Annotated in this window: 22 protein-coding genes and 1 other RNA gene; 11 read left to right on the top strand and 12 right to left on the bottom strand. The window is 74.6% G+C overall.

Annotated features, from left to right (window positions below):
* Positions 1–31: 31 nt before the first annotated feature.
* A complete protein-coding gene (locus ABZ899_RS10890; protein ID WP_361343890.1) occupies positions 32–682 on the bottom strand; it encodes a class I SAM-dependent methyltransferase in 651 nt (216 codons plus the stop codon).
* Between the two features lie 100 nt (positions 683–782).
* Positions 783–2,525 carry an MFS transporter gene (locus ABZ899_RS10885; protein WP_361343887.1) on the bottom strand — a complete coding sequence of 581 codons (1,743 nt, stop codon included), beginning with the start codon at positions 2,523–2,525 and terminating at the stop codon, positions 783–785.
* Positions 2,526–2,687: 162 nt separating this feature from the next.
* Between ABZ899_RS10885 and ABZ899_RS10880 the strand changes: the two genes are divergently transcribed.
* Both ABZ899_RS10880 and ABZ899_RS10875 read left to right on the top strand, forming a co-directional pair.
* Positions 2,688–3,230, top strand: a complete 543-nt coding sequence (locus tag ABZ899_RS10880; protein ID WP_361343884.1) for a SigE family RNA polymerase sigma factor — start codon at positions 2,688–2,690, stop codon at positions 3,228–3,230.
* Positions 3,227–4,138 carry a hypothetical protein gene (locus ABZ899_RS10875; protein ID WP_361343881.1) on the top strand — a complete coding sequence of 304 codons (912 nt, stop codon included), beginning with the start codon at positions 3,227–3,229 and terminating at the stop codon, positions 4,136–4,138. The genes ABZ899_RS10880 and ABZ899_RS10875 overlap by 4 nt, the downstream gene beginning before the upstream one ends.
* A gap of 32 nt (positions 4,139–4,170) precedes the next feature.
* Here the strand turns inward: ABZ899_RS10875 and ABZ899_RS10870 are convergent, their stop codons facing one another.
* Positions 4,171–4,803 (bottom strand): response regulator transcription factor, encoded by a 633-nt coding sequence (locus tag ABZ899_RS10870; protein WP_361344622.1) that lies wholly within the window; start codon positions 4,801–4,803, stop codon positions 4,171–4,173.
* 620 nt (positions 4,804–5,423) lie between these two features.
* A complete protein-coding gene (locus ABZ899_RS10865; protein WP_361343878.1) occupies positions 5,424–6,635 on the bottom strand; it encodes a sensor histidine kinase in 1,212 nt (403 codons plus the stop codon).
* Positions 6,636–6,982: 347 nt separating this feature from the next.
* On the opposite strand from ABZ899_RS10865, the gene ABZ899_RS10860 reads away from it, so the two are divergent.
* From ABZ899_RS10860 to ABZ899_RS10850, 3 genes are read left to right on the top strand one after another with little or no spacing between them, the layout of a single operon-like run.
* On the top strand, positions 6,983–7,840 hold the full coding sequence (locus ABZ899_RS10860; RefSeq protein ID WP_361343875.1) for a MaoC/PaaZ C-terminal domain-containing protein: 858 nt from the start codon (positions 6,983–6,985) through the stop codon (positions 7,838–7,840).
* Between the two features lie 41 nt (positions 7,841–7,881).
* Positions 7,882–8,958: a Zn-dependent alcohol dehydrogenase gene (locus ABZ899_RS10855; RefSeq protein WP_361343872.1), complete on the top strand. Its 1,077-nt coding sequence runs from the start codon at positions 7,882–7,884 to the stop codon at positions 8,956–8,958.
* A 26-nt stretch (positions 8,959–8,984) separates the two neighbouring features.
* The gene (locus tag ABZ899_RS10850) at positions 8,985–9,923 is read left to right on the top strand and encodes a 3-oxoacyl-ACP reductase (RefSeq protein WP_361343869.1); all 939 of its coding nucleotides are present in this window, start codon (positions 8,985–8,987) and stop codon (positions 9,921–9,923) included.
* A gap of 80 nt (positions 9,924–10,003) precedes the next feature.
* Here ABZ899_RS10850 and ABZ899_RS10845 read toward each other — a convergent pair whose 3' ends face one another.
* Both ABZ899_RS10845 and ABZ899_RS10840 read right to left on the bottom strand, forming a co-directional pair.
* Positions 10,004–10,171: a hypothetical protein gene (locus ABZ899_RS10845; RefSeq protein WP_361343866.1), complete on the bottom strand. Its 168-nt coding sequence runs from the start codon at positions 10,169–10,171 to the stop codon at positions 10,004–10,006.
* Positions 10,172–10,266: 95 nt separating this feature from the next.
* Positions 10,267–11,442 (bottom strand): hypothetical protein, encoded by a 1,176-nt coding sequence (locus tag ABZ899_RS10840; RefSeq protein ID WP_361344620.1) that lies wholly within the window; start codon positions 11,440–11,442, stop codon positions 10,267–10,269.
* Positions 11,443–11,689: 247 nt separating this feature from the next.
* Here ABZ899_RS10840 and ABZ899_RS10835 point away from each other — a divergent pair, with 247 nt between their 5' ends.
* The 3 genes from ABZ899_RS10835 to ABZ899_RS10825 are packed head-to-tail and all read left to right on the top strand — an operon-like array spanning position 11,690 to position 14,519.
* Entirely contained in the window at positions 11,690–12,544 is an 855-nt protein-coding gene (locus tag ABZ899_RS10835) for a Nif3-like dinuclear metal center hexameric protein (RefSeq protein ID WP_361343864.1), read from the top strand.
* Positions 12,541–13,284, top strand: coding sequence for a C4-type zinc ribbon domain-containing protein (locus ABZ899_RS10830; protein ID WP_361344618.1), 744 nt, complete (start codon positions 12,541–12,543; stop codon positions 13,282–13,284). Before ABZ899_RS10835 ends, ABZ899_RS10830 begins: the two co-directional genes overlap by 4 nt.
* A gap of 11 nt (positions 13,285–13,295) precedes the next feature.
* Positions 13,296–14,519, top strand: coding sequence for a bifunctional RNase H/acid phosphatase (locus ABZ899_RS10825; protein WP_361343861.1), 1,224 nt, complete (start codon positions 13,296–13,298; stop codon positions 14,517–14,519).
* Here ABZ899_RS10825 and eda read toward each other — a convergent pair.
* Complete coding sequence (gene eda, locus ABZ899_RS10820) at positions 14,502–15,134, bottom strand: bifunctional 4-hydroxy-2-oxoglutarate aldolase/2-dehydro-3-deoxy-phosphogluconate aldolase (protein ID WP_361343858.1); 633 nt, start codon at positions 15,132–15,134, stop codon at positions 14,502–14,504. The two genes, ABZ899_RS10825 and eda, sit on opposite strands and share 18 nt — an antisense overlap.
* A 98-nt stretch (positions 15,135–15,232) precedes the next feature.
* Positions 15,233–16,015 (bottom strand): peroxide stress protein YaaA, encoded by a 783-nt coding sequence (yaaA, locus tag ABZ899_RS10815; protein ID WP_361344616.1) that lies wholly within the window; start codon positions 16,013–16,015, stop codon positions 15,233–15,235.
* A 72-nt stretch (positions 16,016–16,087) separates the two neighbouring features.
* Between yaaA and ABZ899_RS10810 the strand changes: the two genes are divergently transcribed.
* A complete protein-coding gene (locus ABZ899_RS10810) occupies positions 16,088–17,524 on the top strand; it encodes an RNB domain-containing ribonuclease (RefSeq protein ID WP_361343856.1) in 1,437 nt (478 codons plus the stop codon).
* 142 nt (positions 17,525–17,666) lie between these two features.
* Here the strand turns inward: ABZ899_RS10810 and ABZ899_RS10805 are convergent, their stop codons facing one another.
* Together ABZ899_RS10805 and ABZ899_RS10800 are read right to left on the bottom strand one after the other, a co-directional pair.
* Complete coding sequence (locus tag ABZ899_RS10805; protein ID WP_361343854.1) at positions 17,667–18,290, bottom strand: hypothetical protein; 624 nt, start codon at positions 18,288–18,290, stop codon at positions 17,667–17,669.
* Positions 18,287–19,039, bottom strand: a complete 753-nt coding sequence (locus ABZ899_RS10800) for a MerR family transcriptional regulator (protein ID WP_361343852.1) — start codon at positions 19,037–19,039, stop codon at positions 18,287–18,289. The genes ABZ899_RS10805 and ABZ899_RS10800 overlap by 4 nt, the downstream gene beginning before the upstream one ends.
* A gap of 182 nt (positions 19,040–19,221) precedes the next feature.
* Between ABZ899_RS10800 and rnpB the strand changes: the two genes are divergently transcribed.
* Positions 19,222–19,624: RNase P RNA component class A (gene rnpB, locus ABZ899_RS10795), an RNA gene on the top strand.
* A 60-nt stretch (positions 19,625–19,684) separates the two neighbouring features.
* Here rnpB and ABZ899_RS10790 read toward each other — a convergent pair.
* Positions 19,685–20,320 carry a hypothetical protein gene (locus ABZ899_RS10790; RefSeq protein WP_361343849.1) on the bottom strand — a complete coding sequence of 212 codons (636 nt, stop codon included), beginning with the start codon at positions 20,318–20,320 and terminating at the stop codon, positions 19,685–19,687.
* 101 nt (positions 20,321–20,421) lie between these two features.
* Between ABZ899_RS10790 and ABZ899_RS10785 the strand changes: the two genes are divergently transcribed.
* Positions 20,422–20,922 (top strand): hypothetical protein, encoded by a 501-nt coding sequence (locus tag ABZ899_RS10785; RefSeq protein ID WP_361343847.1) that lies wholly within the window; start codon positions 20,422–20,424, stop codon positions 20,920–20,922.
* Positions 20,923–20,959: 37 nt separating this feature from the next.
* On the opposite strand, the gene ABZ899_RS10780 is transcribed toward ABZ899_RS10785, so the two are convergent.
* Positions 20,960–21,298, bottom strand: a complete 339-nt coding sequence (locus ABZ899_RS10780) for a MazG-like family protein (protein ID WP_361343844.1) — start codon at positions 21,296–21,298, stop codon at positions 20,960–20,962.

Here is a 21,298-nt window from a genome sequence, read left to right as displayed (position 1 = left end):
GGCCGGGTACGGGCCGTGCCGTCGCGGCACATCAGAGGCCGTCACCCGTCCGTCGCAGCACCCGCAGCGAGTCGGTCGCCGACACCTCGGTGAAGGCGCCGGAGGCGAGGGCCCGCAGGTAGACGCGGTACGGCGCCTGGCCGGTGAACTCGTCGGCCGGGTCCGGGAACACGTCGTGGATGACGAGCAGGCCGCCCTCGGCCACATGCGGGGCCCAGCCCTGGTAGTCGGCGTTCGCGTGCTCGTCGGTGTGACCGCCGTCGATGAAGACCAGGCCGAGGGGCGTGCCCCAGACCTTCGCGACCTGCGGGGAGCGGCCCACCAGAGCGACCACGTGGTCCTCCAGGCCCGCCCGGCGCAGGGTGCGGCGGAACGTCGGCAGGGTGTCCATCAGGCCGAGCTCGGGGTCGACGGTCTCCGGGTCGTGGTATTCCCAGCCGGGCTGCTGCTCCTCGCTGCCCCGGTGGTGGTCGACCGTGAGGGCCGTCACCCCGGCTGCGCGGGCCGCGTCGGCGAGCAGGATCGTGGAGCGCCCGCAGTACGTGCCGACCTCCAGCAGGGGGAGCCCCAGCCGTCCGGACTCGACGGCCGCCGCGTACAGGGCCAGGCCCTCACCCGTGGGCATGAAGCCCTTCGCGGCCTCGAAGGCGGCCAGGATGTCGGGCTTGGGGGCGGGGGCCATGGGGGTCCTCTCCGTCGTACGACCGTATGGGCGCCCATGGTGCACCACACCCCCCGTCACCTGGGCGACGGGGGGTGCGGGCGGCCCGGGGAGGCGGGTGTCAGGCGGTCACGGCCTCGCCCGGCAGCGCCAGGTCGACGTCCACCGCGCCGTCCTCGCCGGGATGCGTGGCCGCCGAGGCGTGCGGCACGTGCCCCTCGGCGCGGGCGGCAAGGACGTAGGCGCCCCGGGTGGGGACGGTGAGGGCGTAGCTGCCGTCCTCGGCGGAGAGCGTGGCGCCCGCCTGCCGGCCGCGGCGGTCGATCAGGGTGACCTTGGCGCGGGCCACCGGGGTTCCGGCGGCGTCCAGGACGCGCCCGCGGAAGCCGCGCAGGGCCTCCTCGGCGCGCTCCAGGTTGGCGTCCTCCTCGCTGCTGGCGCGCAGCTGCGGGTGGCCGGAGGGGCGCTGCCGGGGCAGGAGCAGGGCGAACCCGAGGCCGAGGACGACGGCGCCGGTCGCGATGAGGAAGGACAGCCGGAAGCCGTGCAGGGAGGGCACCGCCACCCCGCCGACGTCGTTCGCGGTGTTCGCCAGCACCATGCCGATCACGGCGCTGGACACGGACGTGCCGATGGACCGCATCAGGGTGTTCAGGCCGTTCGCCGCGCCCGTCTCCGAGGCCGGCACCGCGCCGACGATCAGCGCGGGCAGCGAGGAGTACGCGAGGCCGATGCCCGCGCCGAGCACCACCGAGATCACCAGGCTCTGCCACGCCGCGCCCATCAGGCCGAGACCGGCGCCGTAGCCGATCGCGATGATCAGCATGCCGAGGATGAGGGTGGTCTTGGGGCCGTACCGCGCGGACAGACGGGCGTAGACCGGGGCGGTGACCATCATGGTCAGGCCGAGCGGGGCGACGAGCAGGCCCGCCACGACCATCGACTGGCCGAGGCCGTAGCCGGTCGCCGTCGGCAGCTGGAGCAGCTGGGGGAGGACCAGCGAGACGACGTAGAAGCTGACGCCGACCATGATCGAGGCGAGGTTGGTGAACAGGACGGCCGGGCGGGCGGTGGTGCGCAGGTCGACCAGCGGCGCCTTGGTGCGCAGCTCGTACACGCCCCACAGGAGCAGGACGGCCGCCGCGGCGCCGAACAGCCCGAGTGTCATGCCGGACGTCCAGCCCCAGTCGCTGCCCTTGGTGATGGGCAGCAGGAACAGCACGAGACCCGCGGAGAGGCCGAGCGCCCCCGGGAGGTCGAAGGTGCCCTCCGCGCGGGCCTCGGACTCGGGGACGACGAGGAGGGTCAGGCCGATGGAGAGGACGCCGAGGGCGGCGGCGCCGTAGAAGAGGGCGTGCCAGCTGGCGTGCTGGGCGACCAGGGCCGCGGCCGGCAGGGCCAGACCGCCGCCGACGCCGATCGAGGAGCTCATCAGGGCCATCGCCGAGCCGAGCCGCTCGCGGGGCAGCATGTCCCGCATCAGGCCGATGCCGAGCGGGATGGCGCCCATCGCGAAGCCCTGGAGGCTACGGCCGGCGATCATGGGGAGCAGGGTGCTGGTCACGGCGCTGAGCAGGGCGCCGGCCACCATCACGGAGAGGCTGGCTATCAGCATGCGCCGCTTGCCGAAGAGGTCGCCGAGACGGCCCATGATCGGGGTGGCGACGGCGCCGGAGAGCAGGGTCGAGGTCAGTACCCAGGTGGCGTTGCCGGGCGTGGTGTCCAGTAGCTGCGGCAGGTCCTTGATGACCGGGACGAGCAGCGTCTGCATCACCGCGACCACGATGCCCGCGAAGGCCAGGACGGGGACCACGGCTCCGGAGGTCGCTCTGCCGGCGGGCCGTTCGATGCTCGTTCGTGTCATGTGTACGTCGAACTCCGTCTGCCCGGGCAACTATTCCGATGCTTTGGCACACTAACGAAATCTTGACCTTCTCTTGGGAGAAGCGGCTGCGAAAATCCGTGCGGGCCGGGAGGCAACGGTTCCAGGGGCTCATGGACTCCTTCGGACATCAAGGAGGTGCCCATGGGGGATCGCAAGGCGGTCCGGGACGCGGAGTTCCAGAGATTCGTCACCAGCCGCTGGCCACGCCTGCTGCGGACGGCCTTTCTCCTCACCGGCGAGCAGCACGCCGCGGAGGACCTGACACAGACGACGCTGGAACAGGCCTACGTGGCCTGGCGCAGGGTGGGGACGGCCGACGACCCGGAAGCCTATGTACGGCGCGTGATGATCAACGCGCACGCACGCAGACACCGGCGGCGGCTCAGGGAGTTCCTGGCGCCGAAGGACGACTCGGGCCTGGCCCGCGAGGTGCCGGACACCGGTGACCGCATCGCCCAGGCCGACGACCGCGGCGCCCTGCTGGCGGCGCTGGCCCAACTGCCGCCCCGGCAGCGGGAGGCCGTGGTGCTGCGCTACTGGGAGGACCTGACCGAGACACAGACGGCCGAGGCGATGGGCTGCTCCGTCGGCGCCGTGAAGAGCAACGCGGCCAAGGGCATCGCGAAACTCCGCGCCCTGCCGGGACTGGCGGAGACGGTCACGCAGGGAGGGCGGAGCCGATGAGCGCGAAGCGGGAGACGAACCACCACATGACGATCCACGGCCTGACCGTCCACAACCCGGCGGACTCCGGCCGCCCTTCCTCCGACATCGCGCTGCTGCTCGCCGGAGCCGCGGACGGCGTCGACGTCGGTGCGGCCCCGTACGCGGCGGTCCTGCGGGGCGGACGCCGCCGCAAGGCCCGCCGCTGGGCGGCGGCGACGGCGACCGCCCTGGCCCTGGCCGCCTCGGCCGGCACCCTGGCGGTGACCGGGCTGCCCGCGGGGGACGGCTCCGGGGACTCCTCGGTGGCCGCCGGCCCGGCCACCCCGCCCACGCCCCCCGGCCCGGACGTGCGCACGCCCTCGCGGACCCTGCTCGCGAGCGGGACCGACCGCGGCACGAAGTGGCGGGTCCTCGTCGACCTCTGGGACGCCCCGCGCACCGAGCGCCAGGCCGCCGCCGAGCTCGCCGCGATGCGCTCCTTCGGGCAGCGGCCGGCGGACGTGGACGACGCCGCCGACCTCGTCGGCAGGAGCTCCTACTTCGTGCTGCGCGAGTACGGCGGGCCGGGCACGGCACGCGTCGTCAGCGAGGGCGCGTTCACCGACGGGGACCGCTCGTCCGGCGACGACGTCGAGGCCGTCGCGCTGCCGCTGGAGCCCGGCGCGAAGGGCGCCGAGGGCGCCGGCCGGCTCGTCGTCGGCAAGGTCGCCCTGGACGCCCGGAAGGTCACCTGCACCTGGAAGGACGGTACGACGACCGAGGTGCCGTCGCTCCTCGAGGCGGCCGGCGGGCCCACCCCGACGAAGTCAGTCGACATGGGCGGCGCCGACCCGCTGATCCGGGTGGTGGACGGCTCGCCGGAGGCATGGTTCGCGTGTGTGGCCCCCCAGGGCACGGCGTTCGAGTCCGTGGCGGTCACCGGGTAGCGGCGGGGGTGGCGGGGGCATGGCGGCCCGGGTCAGAGCCACCCCTGCTGCCGTGCCTCCCGCAGCGCCTCCGTCCGGTTGCGCGTGCCCGTCTTGCCGATGGCCGAGGAGAGGTAGTTGCGGACCGTCGACTCCGACAGATGGAGCCGGGCGGAGACGTCGGCGACCGTCGCGCCGTCCGACGAGGCGTTCAGCACGTCGCGCTCCCGTGCGGTGAGCGGGTTGGGGCCCGCGCTGAGGGCGGCCGCGGCGAGGGCCGGATCGATCACCCTCTCGCCGGTCAGCACCCGGCGGACGGCGACCGCCAGATCCTCCACGGGCCCGTCCTTGACCAGGAAGCCGGCGGCACCGGCCTCCATGGCCCGCCGCAGATAGCCGGGACGGCCGAACGTCGTCAGGATCAGCACCCGGCAGCCGGGTACCTGGTCGCGCAGCTCGGCGGCGGCGTCCAGGCCGCTCAGGCCCGGCAGTTCGATGTCGAGGAGGGCCACGTCGGGCCGGTGCGTGAGGGCGGCGTCCACGATCGCGTCACCGGCCGACACCTGCGCCACCACCTCGATGTCCGGCTCCATCCCGAGGAGCAGGGCGAGCGCCCCGCGCATCATGCCCTGGTCCTCGGCGAGCAGCACCCGGATGTGTTTCCCGGGCCGGCGATCCGGCGGCATCTCGTTCACGGACCAAGCGTAGGAGGGCGGGCGGCCGAAGGCACCGGCCGTGACGGGGGAGAGCGGGCCGGGGCGGCAGCGTGAGGAACGGGGCCCGCACCGCCCCCGCTCCCGTCCCGGTCACTCCCCGGCACCGGTTCAGCGGAGCAGGGGGCCCGGCGGCGACCGGAGTGCCGCCCGTGTCCGTGGAACCCGCCCGGCCGGACCGCGTGCCCCGGCTCGTCCGGCGGGTCTCCGGGAAGTCCGGCGGTTCCCACGATGCCCCTGCGCCCGGTCTCCGTCACCGGTTGAGCGGCCCGGCGGCGACGGGAGTGCCGCCTGTGTCCGTGGCGTCCGTCGGCCGGACCGCGTGCCCCGGCTCGTCCGGGTCCGCGGGAAGTTCCGCCGTCACCACGAACCCGTCGCGCTCCGCCCCGGCTCGTCCGGCGGGTCTCCGGGAAGTCTGGCGGTTCCCGCGACGCCCCTGCGTCCGGTCTTCGTCACCGGTTGAGCGGCCCGGCGGCGACGGGGGTGCCGCCCGTGTCCGTGGAACCCGCCTGGCCGGACCGCGTGCCCCGGCTCGTCCGGCGGGTCTCCGGGAAGTCTGGCGGTCCCGACGACGCTCCCGCGTCCGGTCTTCGTCACCGGTTGAGCGGCCCGGCGGCGACGGGAGTGCCGCCTGTGTCCGTGGCGTCCGTCGGCCGGACCGCGTGCCCCGGCTCGTCCGGGTCCGCGGGAAGTTCCGCCGTCACCACGAACCCGTCGCGCTCCGCCCCGGCCGTCAGCGTGCCCCCGGCGGCCGCCAGGCGCTCCGCGAGCCCTCGCAGGCCCGTTCCTCCGGCGGTCCGGGGACGGTCGGCGCCGCGGCCGTCGTCCGTCACCGTCAGCCGCGCGCGCTCACCGTCACCGCTCACGGCGATCTCGCACCGGTTCGCGGCGCTGTGCCGGACGACGTTCGTGGCCGCCTCCCGCACCACCCAGCCCAGCAGGGTCTCCGTCTGCGGGGCGAGCGGCGGCCCCGAGCGGCGTACGACCGGATCGACGCCGGCCACCCGCAGTGCCGAGACCGCGCCGTCGATCTCCCGGCTCAGGCTGCCCTGCCGGTAGCCGGTCACGGCCTCGCGGATCTCCCTGAGCGCCTGCCGGCCGACCGACTCGATGTCGGCGAGCTGCGCCTGTGCCGCGTCCACGTCCTGGGTGGTCAGCCGCCGGGCCGCCTCGGCCTTCACCACGATCACCGACAGCGTGTGCCCGAGGAGGTCGTGCAGATCGCGGGAGAAGCGCAGCCGCTCCTGTTCGACAGCCCGGTGCGCCAGCTCCTCGCGGGCGGCCCGCAGCTGCCGTACGGCGTCCGAGAGCGACAGGATCGCCGCCGTCACCATGGTCGAGATCCAGGTGGCGTAGGCGATGCCGAGTCCGCCCCAGCCGTCGCGGGAGACGGCCACCGCACCGGCCAGCACGCCCAGGGCCGCCCCGGTCAGGCGCAGGTGCGGGAAGCGCACGGCCGCGCCGGTGGCCAGCCCGAGCAGGGGGAAGAACAGCAGCCAGGTGCCGCCGTAGGCCAGCGCCAGGGCGCAGGTCACCCCGGTCATGAGCACCAGGGCCACCCTGGTCGAGAGCGCCTCCCGGGTCTCCTTCACGAAGGAGCGGAACGCGACGTAGACGTACAGCGAGTTGAACGTCAGCAGCCCCAGCCCGCCGATCAAGGGGTCCGCGGTCTCGCCGTGGAAGAGGTTGGAGAGGGAGCCCAGGCCCATGAGCAGCCACGGCAGCAGGCTGTAGCCGTTCGGCGCGCGCGTCTCCTCCCGGGCGGGCGCGCACGAGGTCCCATGGTGCTTGAACAACCAGGCCATGTCCGTGTCCCCTGCCGCCGACGTCCGATGTCCTCGACGGTACGGACTCGGGCGGCCGTCCGGCAGGGGCGGGTGTCCGGCGTCCGGCAGGACAAATGTCCCGGGTGCCGGTCCGCGGCGACGACGCACCTGTCTGACGCGACGTCAGGAGTCTTCACAAGTGGCGGGGCCTCGGCTATACAGAGGGCGCCGCACTGGAACGCGTTCTAGAACCGGCGGGTTCCGCGGCCCCGTGACGACCTCGGTGCGGCCGACGGTGCGGACGGCCGTACCGGGGTCTCGACCCGCCCCGCACGACCCCGCGCGCGGTCCGCCGCCCCCCGCCGGCCGTCACTGTCAGGAGCCGTATGCCCATCGACGCAGCCAAGGCCCTCGCCGCCGGACCCCGGACCGGCCGGATCGCCTGGAACTCCAAGGACGTCCAGCTCTACCACCTCGGCATCGGCGCCGGTGTCCCCGCCACCGACCCCGGCGAACTGCGCTACACCCTGGAGTCGAGGCTGCACGTGCTGCCCAGCTTCGCCACCGTCGCCGGGTCCGGGGCGCCCGGCGTCATCGGCGGACTGTCCATGCCCGGCATCGAGGTCGACCTCGCCCGCGTCCTGCACGGCGGCCAGCACCTCACCGTCCACCGCCCCCTCCCGGCCGAGGGCACGGCCACCGCCGTCCACCGGATCGCCGGTCTCTACGACAAGGGGAAGGCGGCCGTCCTGGTGCTGCGCACCGACGTGGCGGACGCCGACGGGCCGCTGTGGACCAACGACGCCGAGATCTTCATCCGAGGGGAGGGCGGCTTCGGCGGCGACCGCGGCCCCTCGGCCCGCCCCGAGCCGCCCACCGGGGAGCCGGACCGCATCCTGGAACGGCCGCTGCGCGAGGACCAGGCGCTGCTCTACCGCCTCTCCGGCGACTGGAACCCGCTGCACGCCGACCCGGACTTCGCCAAGCGCGCCGGGTTCGACCGGCCCATCCTGCACGGGCTGTGCACCTACGGCATCACGCTCAAGGCGGTCGTCGACACCCTGCTCGACGGCGACGTGACCCGCGTGCGCTCCTACCGCACCCGTTTCGCCGGGGTCGCCTACCCGGGCGAGACCCTGCGCATCCGCGCCTGGTCCGGGGAGGGCTCCGTGCGCGTCGCCGTGAGCGCGGCCGACCGGAACGACGCACCCGTCCTCACCGACACGACCGTGGACCACACCTGACCCGTCCCAGCCACGCCAGCCCGCCCGAGGGGAGCCGCACGATGCGCGCAGCCGTCCTGCACGAGACCGGCCAGGACAAGCTCGAGGTCCTCGACGACGTCGAGGCGGTGGGCTTCGGCCCCGGCAAGGTGAGGGTCCGGGTCCAGGCCACCGGGCTGTGCCACTCGGACCTGTCCGCGATGTCCGGGGTACTGCCCCAGCCGGCGCCCTTCGTCCCCGGGCACGAGGGCGCGGGGGAGATCCTCGACGTCGGGGAGGGCGTCCGCGGCCTGCGGCCCGGCGACCGGGTCGTCCTGTGCTGGCTGCCCGCCTGCGGCGCCTGCCCGGCGTGCCGGCGCGGCCAGACCGAGCTGTGCCTGGCCGGGTTCATGAACGCGGGCACCCCCAACTTCCGGCGGCCCGGCGGCGACGTCTTCGGCTTCGCCGGCACCGGCACCTTCGCCGAGGAGGTCGTCGTCGACGCCGGCTGCGCGGTGCCCATCCCCGACGACGTGCCCTTCGACATCGCCGCGCTGATCGGCTGCGGCGTCACCACCGGGCTCGGTGCGGCCCTCAACACGGCGGATCTGCAGGCCGGTTCGTCGGTCGCCGTGATCGGCTGCGGAGGCGTCGGCGTCTCCGCGATCCAGGGCGCGCGGCTGAAGGGCGCCGCCGAGATCGTCGCCGTGGACCCGGTCGCCGCCCGCCGTGAGGCCGCGCTGCGGTTCGGGGCCACCCGGGCCGTGGCCCCCGACCGACTGGCGGACGCCAAGCAGCAGATCACGGCGGGCGAGGGATTCGACTACGTCTTCGAGGTCGTCGGCAGGTCGGCCACCGCCCGCACGGCGTACGAGTCGACACGCCGCGGCGGCACGCTGGTGATCGTCGGCGCCGGGGCCATGGACGACGTCCTCCAGCTCACCATGTTCGAGTTGTTCTTCGACGAGAAGCGCATCCTGCCGTCCCTGTACGGCGGCGGTGACGTCCTGCGTTCGTACGAACGGGCCATCGCGCTGTGGCGGGCGGACCGCATCGACCTCGCGGGCCTGATCACCCACCGGGTGCCGCTGTCCGAGATCAACGAGGCGCTGGACCACATGCGCACCGGCAGCGCGCTGCGCACCTGCATCGAGATCTGAACCCACCGGCCGTGGAAGGGGCACCGATGTCACTGCCACTGGAGGGGCGCACGGCGATCGTCACGGGCGCGGGCCGCGGCCTGGGCCGCGCCGAGGCACGGGAGCTGGCCCGGCTGGGCGCGGCCGTCGTCGTCAACGACCACGGGCAGCCCGGCCGGGACGGCACCGGCGCCGAGTCGGCCGGGCCCGCCGAGGAGGTGGCCGCCGAGATCCGCGCGGCGGGCGGCCGGGCCGTCGCCCACACCGGGGACGTCGCCGACTTCGAGCAGGCGGGCGGGCTGGTCACGACGGCGATCGCCGAGTTCGGGTCGCTGGACGTCCTGGTCAACAACGCGGGCATCCTGCGCGACCGCATGGTCTTCTCCATGGCGGAGGAGGATTGGGACGCGGTGGTCCGGGTCCACCTCAAGGGCCACTTCAACACGGTCCGGCACGCCGCCGCCCACTGGCGGGAGCGGGCCAAGGCGACCGGCACAGCGGTGTACGGGCGGATCGTGAACACCTCCTCGGAGGCGTTCCTCGCCGGGTCCGCCGGGCAGCCCAACTACGCGGCGGCCAAGGGCGGGATCGTCGGGCTCACCACGTCCACCGCGCTCGCGCTCGGCAAGTACGGCGTCACCGTCAACGCCATCTGCCCGCGCGCCCGCACCCGGATGACCGAGGACGTGTTCGCCGGGCTCGCCCCGCCCGAGGAGGGGCTCGACCCGCTCGCGCCCGAGCACGTGGCCCCGCTCGTCGGGTACCTGGCGTCCCCGGCCGCCGCCCACGTCACCGGGCAGCTCCTCGTCGTGCACGGCGGCATGGTGGCGGTCGTGGAACGGCCCAGGGTGGCGGCCAGGTTCGACAGCAAGCAGGAGGCGTTCACCCACGACGAGCTGGACGCCCTGCTCACCGGGTACTTCGCGGGCCGGCCGGCCGGCGAGACGTTCGCGGCGGCCGAGGTGCTGGGCCTGCGGCGCGGCTAGCAGATGTCAGGGGACGTCCGGACAGGGGTACGGCCCCGTCCTCCGGGAGGACGGGGCCGTACGCTGTGCCCGGTGCGGCGTCAGGCCGCCGTCCCGTTCTCCTCGACCGGCTTGCGGTGACGGCCGCGGGGGGCCGTCTGGTGGTCGATCGCCGAGACGTCACTGGCCGAGACCGGGCCCCGGTGCCGGCCGTGACCGGCGGCCTCCTGGACCTCGGACGACGGCTGGGTCGTGGTGGCGTTGCTCATCGCTAAGGTTCACCCCGTAAACATGATCTTTCCAACAGCCGGGTGAGTCTAACCAACCCTGTGAGGGCCGGATCCACGCGTCGCGCCGACCGGCACTACTTCGTTACAAGACCGCCCAGGGGCGCTTGCTGCAGGGGCACGGGACGCGTCACGGCAGGGCCTGGAGCGTCCGTCTCCGCGGCCGGTGACGGCGCCGGCGCCGATTCCGGCTTCGGCTCCGGGCGAGGGTCCCCGTCCGCCTCCACCGGGGCGGCCGGGGCCTCCACCCGGGCCACTCCGCACGGGACGTCCGCGGTGGCGTACGGCAACCGCAGCTCGCCCTCCCGGGTCCACACCCCGGTACCCGTCAACCAGCCCACGGGGGCCGCGAAGTGACGGACGGTCCGCTCGGCGGGCCGCCACACCCCGACCCAGTTGCCCACCGGCCCGTCGACGCACAGCGCCACCCCGCAGCTCTCCGGCGTCAGCACCTGGCCCGGCTGCACCGCGAACGGCGTGAGCTCGCGGTCCGGCATCCGCAGCGATTCCGGGAAGCGCACCGGCAGGGTGCTGCCGAGGACGCCCCAGCCGAGCCGCGGCCGCCCCGGAGAGGGGGCGTCCGAGCGGATCAGCAGCAGCCCGCTGTCCGGGTCGGCGAGCAGGAGCCGGTCGTCGCTGTCCGCCGTGATCTGCAGCAGCGGCGACACCTCGCCGTCGCGCTCCAGATCCACCACGACGGCCTTCGTCCGCCCGCCGGACTCCCGGTCGAGGGCGAGCATCCGCCCCTCCCGGTCCAGCCACACCCCGCCCGAACAGCGCCCCGGGATCTGCGCGAGCCGCTCCGGCCCGAAGGCGCCGCCCGCCACCCGCCACACCGCGCTGGAGCGCCGCCCCACCGCCAGCGCGTACGCCCGCTCACCGCCCGGGGCCGGCGGCAGCATCCGCAGCCGGGTCCCGTCGTCCGGGCACTCGACCGCGCCCAGCAGCAGCTCTCCGGTGCCGGGGCCGGTGGGGTACAGCAGGGAGAAGACATGGCGTCCGTCGGTCGGGCGGCGGACGAGGACCCGCCCGTCGCCCATCGGCTGCACCTCCGTGCCCGGCTCCTCCGGCTGATGGCCGGGCAGGGGCACGGCGTAGGGCTCGGGGCCGTCCAGGGTCCAGCGCTCCGGGAACCAGCAGTCGCCGTCCAGCGCGAGGCGGGCGGCGTAGGAGCCGTCCGCGGTGATGACGCACGCCGCCCGAGGCGTGTCGCCGTTGTCGGACTCCGCGGACTCGATCGCACAGGCCGTCATGGTCCGGTCACCTCCGGTCACGACGCTAGTTTTCGCCCGCACAGACGAGGCGCGGGCCGGGTTCCGCTTCACACAAAGGGGTGGCACAGGAACGATTCGCCTGAGGAAACGGCGACCGGTGTGCTGGACGGCGCCCCCCGCGGTGGGGGAGGACCCGCGCGACCGGCGGGAACGGCGGGCGCGGACGCCGTACCGGCCGCCCCGCAGCAGGTACGGCCCCCGACAACGGCCAGGTAGCCTGTCCTTCGTGCCCCGTCTGTCTGAAGTCATCGCCGCGCTGGAGACCCTGTGGCCCGCCGAGCGGGCCGAGTCCTGGGACGCGGTCGGCACCGTCGTGGGCGACCCCGGCCAGGAGGTCTCCCGGGTCCTGTTCGCCGTCGACCCGGTCCAGGAGATCGTGGACGAGGCGGTCGAGCTCGGCGCCGACCTGCTGGTCACCCACCACCCGCTCTATCTGCGCGGGACGACGACCGTCGCGGCCTCCCACTTCAAGGGCCGCGTCGTGCACACCCTGATCAAGAACGACATCGCGCTGCACGTCGCGCACACCAACGCCGACACCGCCGACCCTGGCGTGAGCGACGCCCTCGCCGGAGCCCTGGACCTGCGCGTCGTACGCCCCCTGGTGCCCGACCCGACCGACCCGCAGGGCCGCCGGGGCCTCGGCCGCGTGTGCGAGCTGGACCAGCCGCTCACCGTGCGCGCCCTGGCCGCCCGCGCCGCCGAGCGGCTGCCCGCCACCGCGCAGGGCATCCGCGTCGCCGGCGACCCGGAGGCCGTCGTCCGCACGATCGCCGTCAGCGGCGGTTCCGGCGACAGCCTCTTCGACCAGGTACGGGCCGCCGGCGTCGACGCCTTCCTCACGGCCGACCTGCGCCACCACCCGGTGTCCGAAGCGGTCGCCCACAGTCCTCTCGCGCTGCTCGACGCGGCGCACTGGGCCACCGAGTGGCCCTGGTGCGAGCTGGCCGCAGCCCAGCTCGACGAGATCTCCGACCGTCACGGATGGGGCCTGCGTGTCCACGTCTCCGCGACCGTCACCGACCCCTGGACCGCCCACGCGGCGTCCACCACCACCGATCCCACGGGAGCCCCCAACTGAACGCCGCGCCCGCCGACCAGATCCGCCTCCTGGACGTCCAGGACCTCGACGTCCGCCTCCAGCAGCTCGCACACCGGCGGAAGTCGCTGCCCGAGCACGCCGAGATCGAGTCCCTCACCAAGGACCACACCCAGCTGCGCGACCTGCTCGTGGCCGCGCAGACCGAGGAGAGCGACTGCGCCCGCGAGCAGACCAAGGCCGAGCAGGACGTGGACCAGGTGCGCCAGCGCGCCGCCCGCGACCAGCAGCGCCTGGACTCCGGTGCCGTCACCTCCCCGAAGGACCTGGAGAACCTCCAGCGGGAGATCGTCTCCCTCGCCAAGCGCCAGGGCGACCTCGAGGACGTCGTCCTGGAGGTCATGGAGCGCCGCGAGTCCGCGCAGGAGCGGGTCGCCGAGCTGACCGAGCGCGTCGGCTCCGTGCAGGGCAAGGTCGACGACGCCATCGCCCGCCGGGACGCCGCGTTCGAGGAGATCGACGCCGAGGTGGCCACGGTGACGAAGGAGCGCGAGGTCGTCGCCGCCGCCGTCCCGGCCGACCTGCTGAAGCTCTACGAGAAGCTGCGCGAGCAGCAGGGCGGCGTCGGCGCGGCCAAGCTGTACCAGCGCACCTGCCAGGGCTGCCGCCAGGAGCTCGCCATCACCGAGCTCAACGAGATCCGCGGGGCCGCCCCCGACACCGTGGTGCGCTGCGAGAACTGCCGCCGCATCCTGGTCCGCACGGCCGAGTCCGGCCTCTAGGAGCCGGAGCGGTGCGGGAGCTCATCGTCGAGGCCGACGGCGGGTCACGGGGCAACCCGGGGCCCGCGGGCTACGGCGCGGTCGTGATCGACGCGGCCACGGGCCAGACCCTGGCCGAGCGCGCCGAGTACATCGGCGTCGCCACCAACAACGTCGCCGAGTACCGGGGCCTGCTGGCCGGGCTGCGCGCCGCGCACGAGCTGGACCCGGCCGCCAAGGTCCACGTCCGCATGGACTCCAAGCTCGTCATCGAGCAGATGTCGGGCCGCTGGAAGATCAAGCATCCCGACCTGAAGCCGCTGGCCTTCGAGGCGGCGCGGATCTTCCCGCCCGGCCAGGTGACGTACGAGTGGATCCCGCGCGAGCAGAACAAGCACGCCGACCGGCTCGCCAACGAGGCGATGGACGCGGGCAGGCGCGGGGAGCAGTGGAGCGCGCTGGACTCCACGGCGGAGCTGGAGGCGGCCGACGCGAAGGCCGCCGCCGGGCCGGGCGACGGCGGGACGGGCGCCGGTGCCGGGTCCGCCACGGCTCCCGGGCACGCCCCTACGACGGCCGGGACCACCCAGGCCGCCGCGCCCTCGGCCGGCTGGGCCCCCGCCGACATGGGCGCGCCCACCACCTTCGTGCTGCTCCGGCACGGCGAGACCCCGCTCACCCCGCAGAAGCGGTTCTCGGGCAGCGGCGGCACCGACCCGGCCCTGTCCGCCGCCGGCCGGGAGCAGGCCGAGCGGGTGGGCGCCGCCCTCGCCCGGCGCGGCACCGTCCAGGCCGTCGTGGCCTCGCCGCTCGCCCGCACCCGGGAGACCGCCGAGATCGTCGCGGGCCGCCTCGGTCTGGAGGTCGCCGTCGACGAGGGCCTGCGCGAGACCGACTTCGGCGCCTGGGAAGGGCTCACCTTCGGCGAGGTCCGCGAGCGGTACCCCGACGACCTGACCGCCTGGCTGGCCGACCCGGAGGCCCGCCCCACCGGCGGCGGCGAGAGCTTCGCGGCGACCGCGGACCGGGTCGCCGCCACCCGCGACCGGCTGATCGCGGCGTACGCGGGCCGCACGGTCCTGCTCGTCACCCACGTCACCCCGATCAAGACACTCGTACGCCTGGCCCTGGGCGCACCGCCGGAGTCCCTGTTCCGCATGGAGCTGTCCGCGGCCTCGCTGTCCGCGATCGCGTACTACGCGGACGGCAACGCGAGCCTGCGGCTCTTCAACGACACCTCACACCTGCGCGGGTGACCGGCCGAGCCCGGCCGCCTCGCGGGCCAGCGTCTCGACCCGCCCCCAGTCCCGGGCCGCCACCGCGTCCGCCGGGAGCATCCAGCTTCCGCCCACGCAGGCCACGTTGGGCAGGGCGAGATACTCCGGAGCCGAACCGGGGCCGATACCGCCCGTCGGGCAGAACCGCACCTGGGGCAGCGGCCCGTACAGCGACCTGAGGTAGGCCGTGCCGCCCGCCGCCTCGGCCGGGAAGAACTTCAGCTCCCGCACCCCGCGCTCCAGCAGCGCCACGACCTCCGACGCGGTCGACACCCCCGGCAGATACGGCACCCCGGACGCCCGCATGGCGTCGAGCAGGGCGTCCGTCCAGCCGGGGCTGACCAGGAACCGCGCCCCCGCCTCCACCGACCGCGTCACCTGCGCGGGCGTGAGCACCGTGCCGGCCCCGACCACGGCGTCCGGCACGGCGTCCGCGACCGCCCGGATCGCGTCGAGCGCGGCCGGGGTCCGCAGGGTCACCTCGATCGCCCGCAGCCCGCCCGCGACCAGCGCCCGGGCCAGCGGTACGGCGTCGGAGGGGTCGTCCACGACGACCACGGGGACGACGGGCGCGAGATCCAGGACCGATGTCATGGCGCACATCCTGCCGACGGGAAGCAGTCTGCGCAAAGCCCGTTGCGCTCTGCGCAATGACGGGCTGTCGCTGCGGGCCGGTGGGCTGTCGGTAGGGGCTAGTGGACCTCGTCCACGAGCACGTCCAGCGCCCACGGCCTCCCGGCCCCGGCCGGCGCCCCGGCCTCCACCTCGTACCCGAGGTCCCGCAGCGCCTCGACCAGCTCGGCCGGGCCCTTCGGCGCGGCCCCGTCCGCCAGCAGGCTCCGCACGATCCGGCCCTTCGTCGCCTTGTTGAAGTGGCTGACGACCTTCCGGGTCGGCGCGTGCAGCACCCGGACCGTCGCCGTCCGCCCGGCCACCTCACCCTTCGGCTTCCACGCCGCCGCGTACGCCGCCGACCGCAGATCCAGCACCAGCCCGTCCCCGGCCGCCTCGGGCAGCACCTCGGCCATCGGCGTCCGCCAGTGCCCCGCGAGCGCGCCCAGCCCCGGCAGCTTCACGCCCATCGAGCACCGGTAGGAGGGGATGCGGTCGGTCACCCGGACGGCACCCCACAGTCCCGAGAACACCAGCAGCGACCGGGCCGCCCGCCGCTTCGCCGCCGCGTCCAGGGACGCGAGGCCGAGCGCGTCGTAGAGCACCCCGGTGTAGATCTCCCCGGCGGGCCGGGCACCCGCCGTCCGCAGCCCGGCGTTCTTCGCGACCTCGCCGCGCAGCCCCTCGCTGAGCCCGAGCACGTCCCGCGCCTTGTCCTCGTCGCCCGTGCACAGGTCGACCAGCTCGGTCAGCACGGCCTCCCGTGCCGCGCCCAGCCCCGGCAGGGACAGCGACTCCGGCTTCAGCGGCGCACCCCGGCCGGACGCGGCCTTGCCTTCGGACGGCGGCAGCAGGACAAGCACAGACACTCCTTCGATCGAACCCCGCTCAGGGTACGGCGTGCCCGGCCGCCCCCCTCGCCCTACGCTCGACCCATGCCCCGCCGCCACATCCGCGTGACCGGCGCCCCCGTGGCCCCCCTGCGCGCCGCCCTCACCGCGCTGCGCGCCCGGCTCGACGTCCCCGCGAGCTTCCCGCCCGAGGTCCTGGCCGAGGCCGACCGCGCCGCGAAGGCCCCCGTCCTCCCCGCGCGGGACGCCACCGGCATCCCCTTCCTCACCATCGACCCGCCCGGCTCCACCGACCTCGACCAGGCCCTGCACCTGTCCCGGCGGGGCACCGGCTACCGCGTCCGGTACGCCATCGCCGACGTCGCCGCCTTCGTCGCACCGTCGGGCGCGCTCGACCAGGAGGCGCACCGGCGCGTGGCGACCCTCTACTTCCCGGATACCCGCGTCCCGCTGCACCCCGGGCAGCTCGGCGAGGACGCCGCCAGCCTGCTGCCCGGCCGGGACCGCCCCGCCGTGCTGTGGACCACCGACCTCGACGCGGACGGCCGTACGGTCGCCGTCGACGTCCACCGCGCCCTGGTGCGCAGCCGGACCCGGCTGGACTACGCGGGCGCGCAGCGGCAGATCGACGCGGGCACCGCCGAGGAACCGCTCGCCCTGCTGAAGGAGATCGGGGAACTGCGGGAGCGCCTGGAGGCGGAACGCGGCGGGATCTCCCTGAACGTCCCCGAGCAGGAGATCGTCGAGCACGACCACTCCTACGAGCTCTCCTACCGCGCGCCCCACCCCGCCGAGGGCTGGAACGCCCAGCTCTCCCTGCTCACCGGCATGGCCGCCGCCGGCCTGATGCTGACCCACGGCACCGGGATCCTGCGCACCCTGCCCGCCGCCCCCGACGGTGCGGTCGGCCGGCTGCGCCGCACCGCCCGCGCCCTGGGCATCGACTGGCCGCACCACGTGTCGTACGCCGCGCTCGTCCGCTCCCTCGACCCGCACCCGCCGCACCACGCGGCCTTCCTCCAGGAGTGCACGACCCTGCTGCGGGGCGCCGGCTACACCCCGTTCCGCGACGGCGAGCTGCCCGCCCTCACCACGCACGCCGCGGTGGCCGCCCCCTACGCCCACTGCACGGCCCCGCTGCGCCGCCTCGTGGACCGGTACGCCGCCGAGATCTGCCTCGCGGCCACCGCCGGACAGCCCGTTCCCGACTGGGTCCTGGCCGCCCTCGACGCCCTGCCCGCCCGGATGGCCGAGGGCGCGCGGCGCGCGGGTACGGTCGAGCGGGAGTGCGTCGACCTCGTGGAGGCGGCGCTGCTGAAGGACCGGGTGGGGGAGGAGTTCGACGGCCACGTGATCGACGTGGACGACCACCGCCCCACGACCGGCGTCGTCCAGCTCCACACACCGGCGGTCATCGGCCGCGTCGACGGCCCGGCCCCGCTCCCGCTCGGCGACCCCCTCCGCGTCCGCCTCACCCAGGCCGATCCGGCGACGGCGAAGGTGCGGTTCGAGCCGGTGTGAGGGAGCCGGTGTGAGGGCGGGGGGCCACCTGCGGACCCCGGCGGTCAGCGGCCGGGCCCCGCTCCCGCTCCGCGAACCGGCGACGGCGAAGGTGCGGCTCGAGCCGGTGTGAGGGCGGGGGGCCACCTGCGGACCCCGGCGGTCAGCGGCCGGGCCCCGCTCCCGCTCCGCGAACCGGCGACGACGGCGGAGGTGCGCTTCGTGCGCGCGTGAGGGCGGTGACGAGGCCTGCGGCGTCGTCGGCGTGGAGCCGGACCACCCGCACCTCCCGCCGCCGCCCGAGGAGACCGGCGTGCACGACGGGCTCCGCGAGTTCCACCGTCACGGTGGTCTGCGCGCCGACGGCCAGATCCAGCTCGCCCTCGGCCCCCGCATGGGTGGTCCGCAGCTCACGCCGTACCCGCGCGACAGCCGCGACCGGTATCCGCAGATCGACGTGCGCGGCCCGCCGGACCCGCAGCGCGTCCGGCATGAGCACGTGAGGGCGCACGACGGACGCGGCGTGCATCCCAAGGACGAGCAGCAGGGTGTACACGTCCATCGCGAACCACACCCCCCGCACGACCGGATGGCCCCGCAGCAGCAGGGACATCATGACCGACTCGATCACGACCACGAACCCGAAGCCGAGCATCATCGCCCCCTGCCCCCGCGCGTACGGGAACGCCACCCCGCCGCGGACCCCCTGCCGCCGACGCGCCACCCACAGCCCGATGCAGGCCAGCAACCGCAGCTCATGCCGGACCAGGGCGAGCACGGCCCTCACTCCCGCTCCCCGATCATCGCCAGCGCCCGGCGGACGGCCTCGGCCTGAGCCGGCGGGAAGTCGGCGTAGAAGGCCCGCAGAAAGCTGTCGCCGGAATCGACCTCGAACGCCTCGGGCAGCACCTCACGGGGCAGGCAGTCCACGAGGGCACGCGCCGCCTCGTCCACCCGGGGATCGGCCGGATCGGCGTCGGCGAGGCCGTCGAGCAGGGCGTACGCGGCGACGGCCCGCTCCTGCCCACCCGGCACGGCGAACGCCTCGCCCAGCGCGGCCATGACCCGCTCACCGGCCTCGGGACCGGCCGCCGTCTCGATGAGGGCGAGCATCTCGCGGTCCTTGGCCGCCATGGGTGAGTCCGTGACCCGTGCCATGCCCCGGAACAATGCCGCCAGCCGGGGCGACACGGGCCCCTCGGCGGGCAGCCCGCCCTCCATGTCCAGCAGCGCCCTCAACCGCGCACGCCGCTCCCGGACGGCCGCCTCCTGCCGGGCGAGGTCCGCGTCGAGCTCGCCCAGCACCTCGACGAGGTCCTTCCCCGCGTCCTCGGCCAGCACGTCCCGCACCTCCGCGAGCCCCAGCCCCAGCTCCGTCAGCCGCCGGATCCGCGCCAGCACGACGGCGTGCCGCAGGGTGTACTCCCGGTACCCGTTGGCGCGCCGCTCCGGCTCGGGCAACAGCCCCTGATGGTGGTAGTGCCGCACGGTCCGCGTGGTGACCCCGACCGCGGCGGCGAGTTCTCCGATCCGCATGGGACCAGTACAGACGTTGACGTCGCGGCAAGGTCAAGCGACGGCGGGCCGGGGCCGACTTCGCTCTTCGGCAAACCGCTCACCCTCCCCCTTTGGATTCGAACTGGAGACGGCCGACCTCCTCTGACCCCGCCCGGCGACGGACGCCCCCTTCCGGCCGGTACCATGGCCGATACGGCAGACGAGCCGGGCGGGCGGCCGCGTGAAGTCCCTCAGGGGCTTCCCGAGGAACGTCCGGGCTCCACAGGGCAGGGTGGTGGCTAACGGCCACCCGGGGTGACCCGCGGGACAGTGCCACAGAAAGCAGACCGCCCGGCACTCAGGTGCCGGGTAAGGGTGAAACGGTGGTGTAAGAGACCACCAGTGCCTGGGGTGACTCAGGCAGCTAGGTAAACCCCACCCGGAGCAAGGTCAAGAGGAGCGCTGTAACAGGCGCTCTGCGCGGACGATCGAGGGCTGCCCGCCCGAGTCCGCGGGTAGACCGCACGAGGCCGGTGGCAACACCGGCCCTAGATGGATGGCCGTCGCCCCGGCTCCCGCGAGGGAACCGGGGAACAGAACCCGGCGTACAGCCCGACTCGTCTGCCGCTCCCGCAGGGAACGCGGCGTGACAGCGCGCGACTCGTCCGAGCTTCCGTCCCCGGCTCAGCCGCCCAGCGCCCCGATCGTCCTCGGCTCCTTCTCCAGCAGCCCGGCGATTCCCGCGTCTGCCGCCCTCTCCCGGCGTTGCGGGTCGGCCTCCGTACGTTCGGGCTCGTGCCGTTCCCAGTCCGCGGGCTGGAGGAACAGCATGTCGCCCGTGCCGGGGACGATCAGGACGCCGCCGAAGGCCGGGTCTCCCGCGAACCAGGCGCCGGTTTCCGTGCCCCGGGGCCAGCGGCGGGTCATCGACACGTTCAGGGCGCGCATCGTGCGGGCTCCGTGCTGTCCCCGGATCGGCAGCTTCACCGTGTGGACCGTGCCCAGCAGCAGCCAGGCGGAGCCGCGGCGGTCCACCCGGTCCCGGTACTCCAGGGGGTACGTCCGCAGTACCCGTTCGCACACGTCGAGGCGTCGGCCGTGGCGGACCTGGAGGAGAAGGAGGAGCAGGACGAAGAGGCCGGGCACGATCGGGAGGACCGTCAGGAGGGTGTTCGGTACGCCTGCCCCGATCAGGGCGAAGGGCAGTGCGATCAGGGCCGTGCCCAGGGCGGCCCGAAGGATCACGTACCGGCTTCGGGCCGATCTGTTGTGGGCGACGATCTCGGTCACCTCGGGCGTCAGGCGTGGCGGCTGCGGCATGCGGTGTCTCCTCGGGGGGCGGTATCGGACAGCGTAGGGCGGCGTCACTCCGACGGGTGTTCCAGCGGGCGGCGGCCCTCGGCTTCGTCTACTCAGGAGACGTGACCCGTCCCCTGGAGGCTGCCGTGGACGACCCCCGCCGTCTTCCCCTCATCTACGTCCGCGGCTTCGCCGGGGGGACGTCCGGGATCGACAAGGCCGTCGCTGATCCCTTCTACGGGTTCAACGAGGGGTCCACCCATGTCCGGGTCGGGGCGCACGACCAGCCGTTGTTCCATGAGTTCGAGAGCCCCCTGCTGCGGCTGATCCGCGGGGAGGGGTACGAGCTGCTGGTCGAGGGGTGCCAGGAGACCTACCTCGCCGAGCACGCCCAGGTGCCCGCCGACTCGGTGTGGGTGCATCGCTTCTACGACCGGTCCTCCGGCAGCGCGACCCAGCGGCCTGGTGCGGGGTCCTCGTCGGACCGTGGAGTTCCGGCGACGCGATGGCACATTCCGCTGCCCGGGGGCGCCGTTCCGCTGGTCGGCGACGGCGCCCGCATCCGGCTCGTCGCCACGCCCTGGACCCGAGCAGAGCCCGGGCCTCCGTCGTGGGCTCTGTGAGCCATTCCTGGACCTGAACCGAACAGGCCCTGTGCCCCTACGCCCCCGGCCCCAGCGACCGCTGCGCCACCCGCGCCAGGTGCCGCTCGAAGACCTCGCGCGCGTCCGGCGTCAGCGTGCGCAGGGCGACCAAGGCCGTGATGACCACGTCGCAGAGCTCCGACTGCACGTCGTCCCAGGTGTGGGTGACGCCCTTGCGCGGGTTCTGGCCGGTCGCCCCGATGACGGCCTGCGCGACCTCGCCGACCTCCTCCGAGAGCTTCAGCATCCGCAGCAGCAGGCCCTCCGTACCGCCGGTCGGCCGGTCCGACTCCAGCCACGCCCACAGGGCGTCGACGGTTTTCCACGGGTCGGCGGCGGCCTCGTCAGTCGTCAT

Source organism: Streptomyces sp. NPDC046859, assembly GCF_040645135.1.
Taxonomy (GTDB): Bacteria; Actinomycetota; Actinomycetes; order Streptomycetales; family Streptomycetaceae; genus Streptomyces.
The sequence above is the reverse complement of the archived record's forward strand: the minus strand, read 5'-3'. Positions and strand labels throughout refer to the sequence as shown.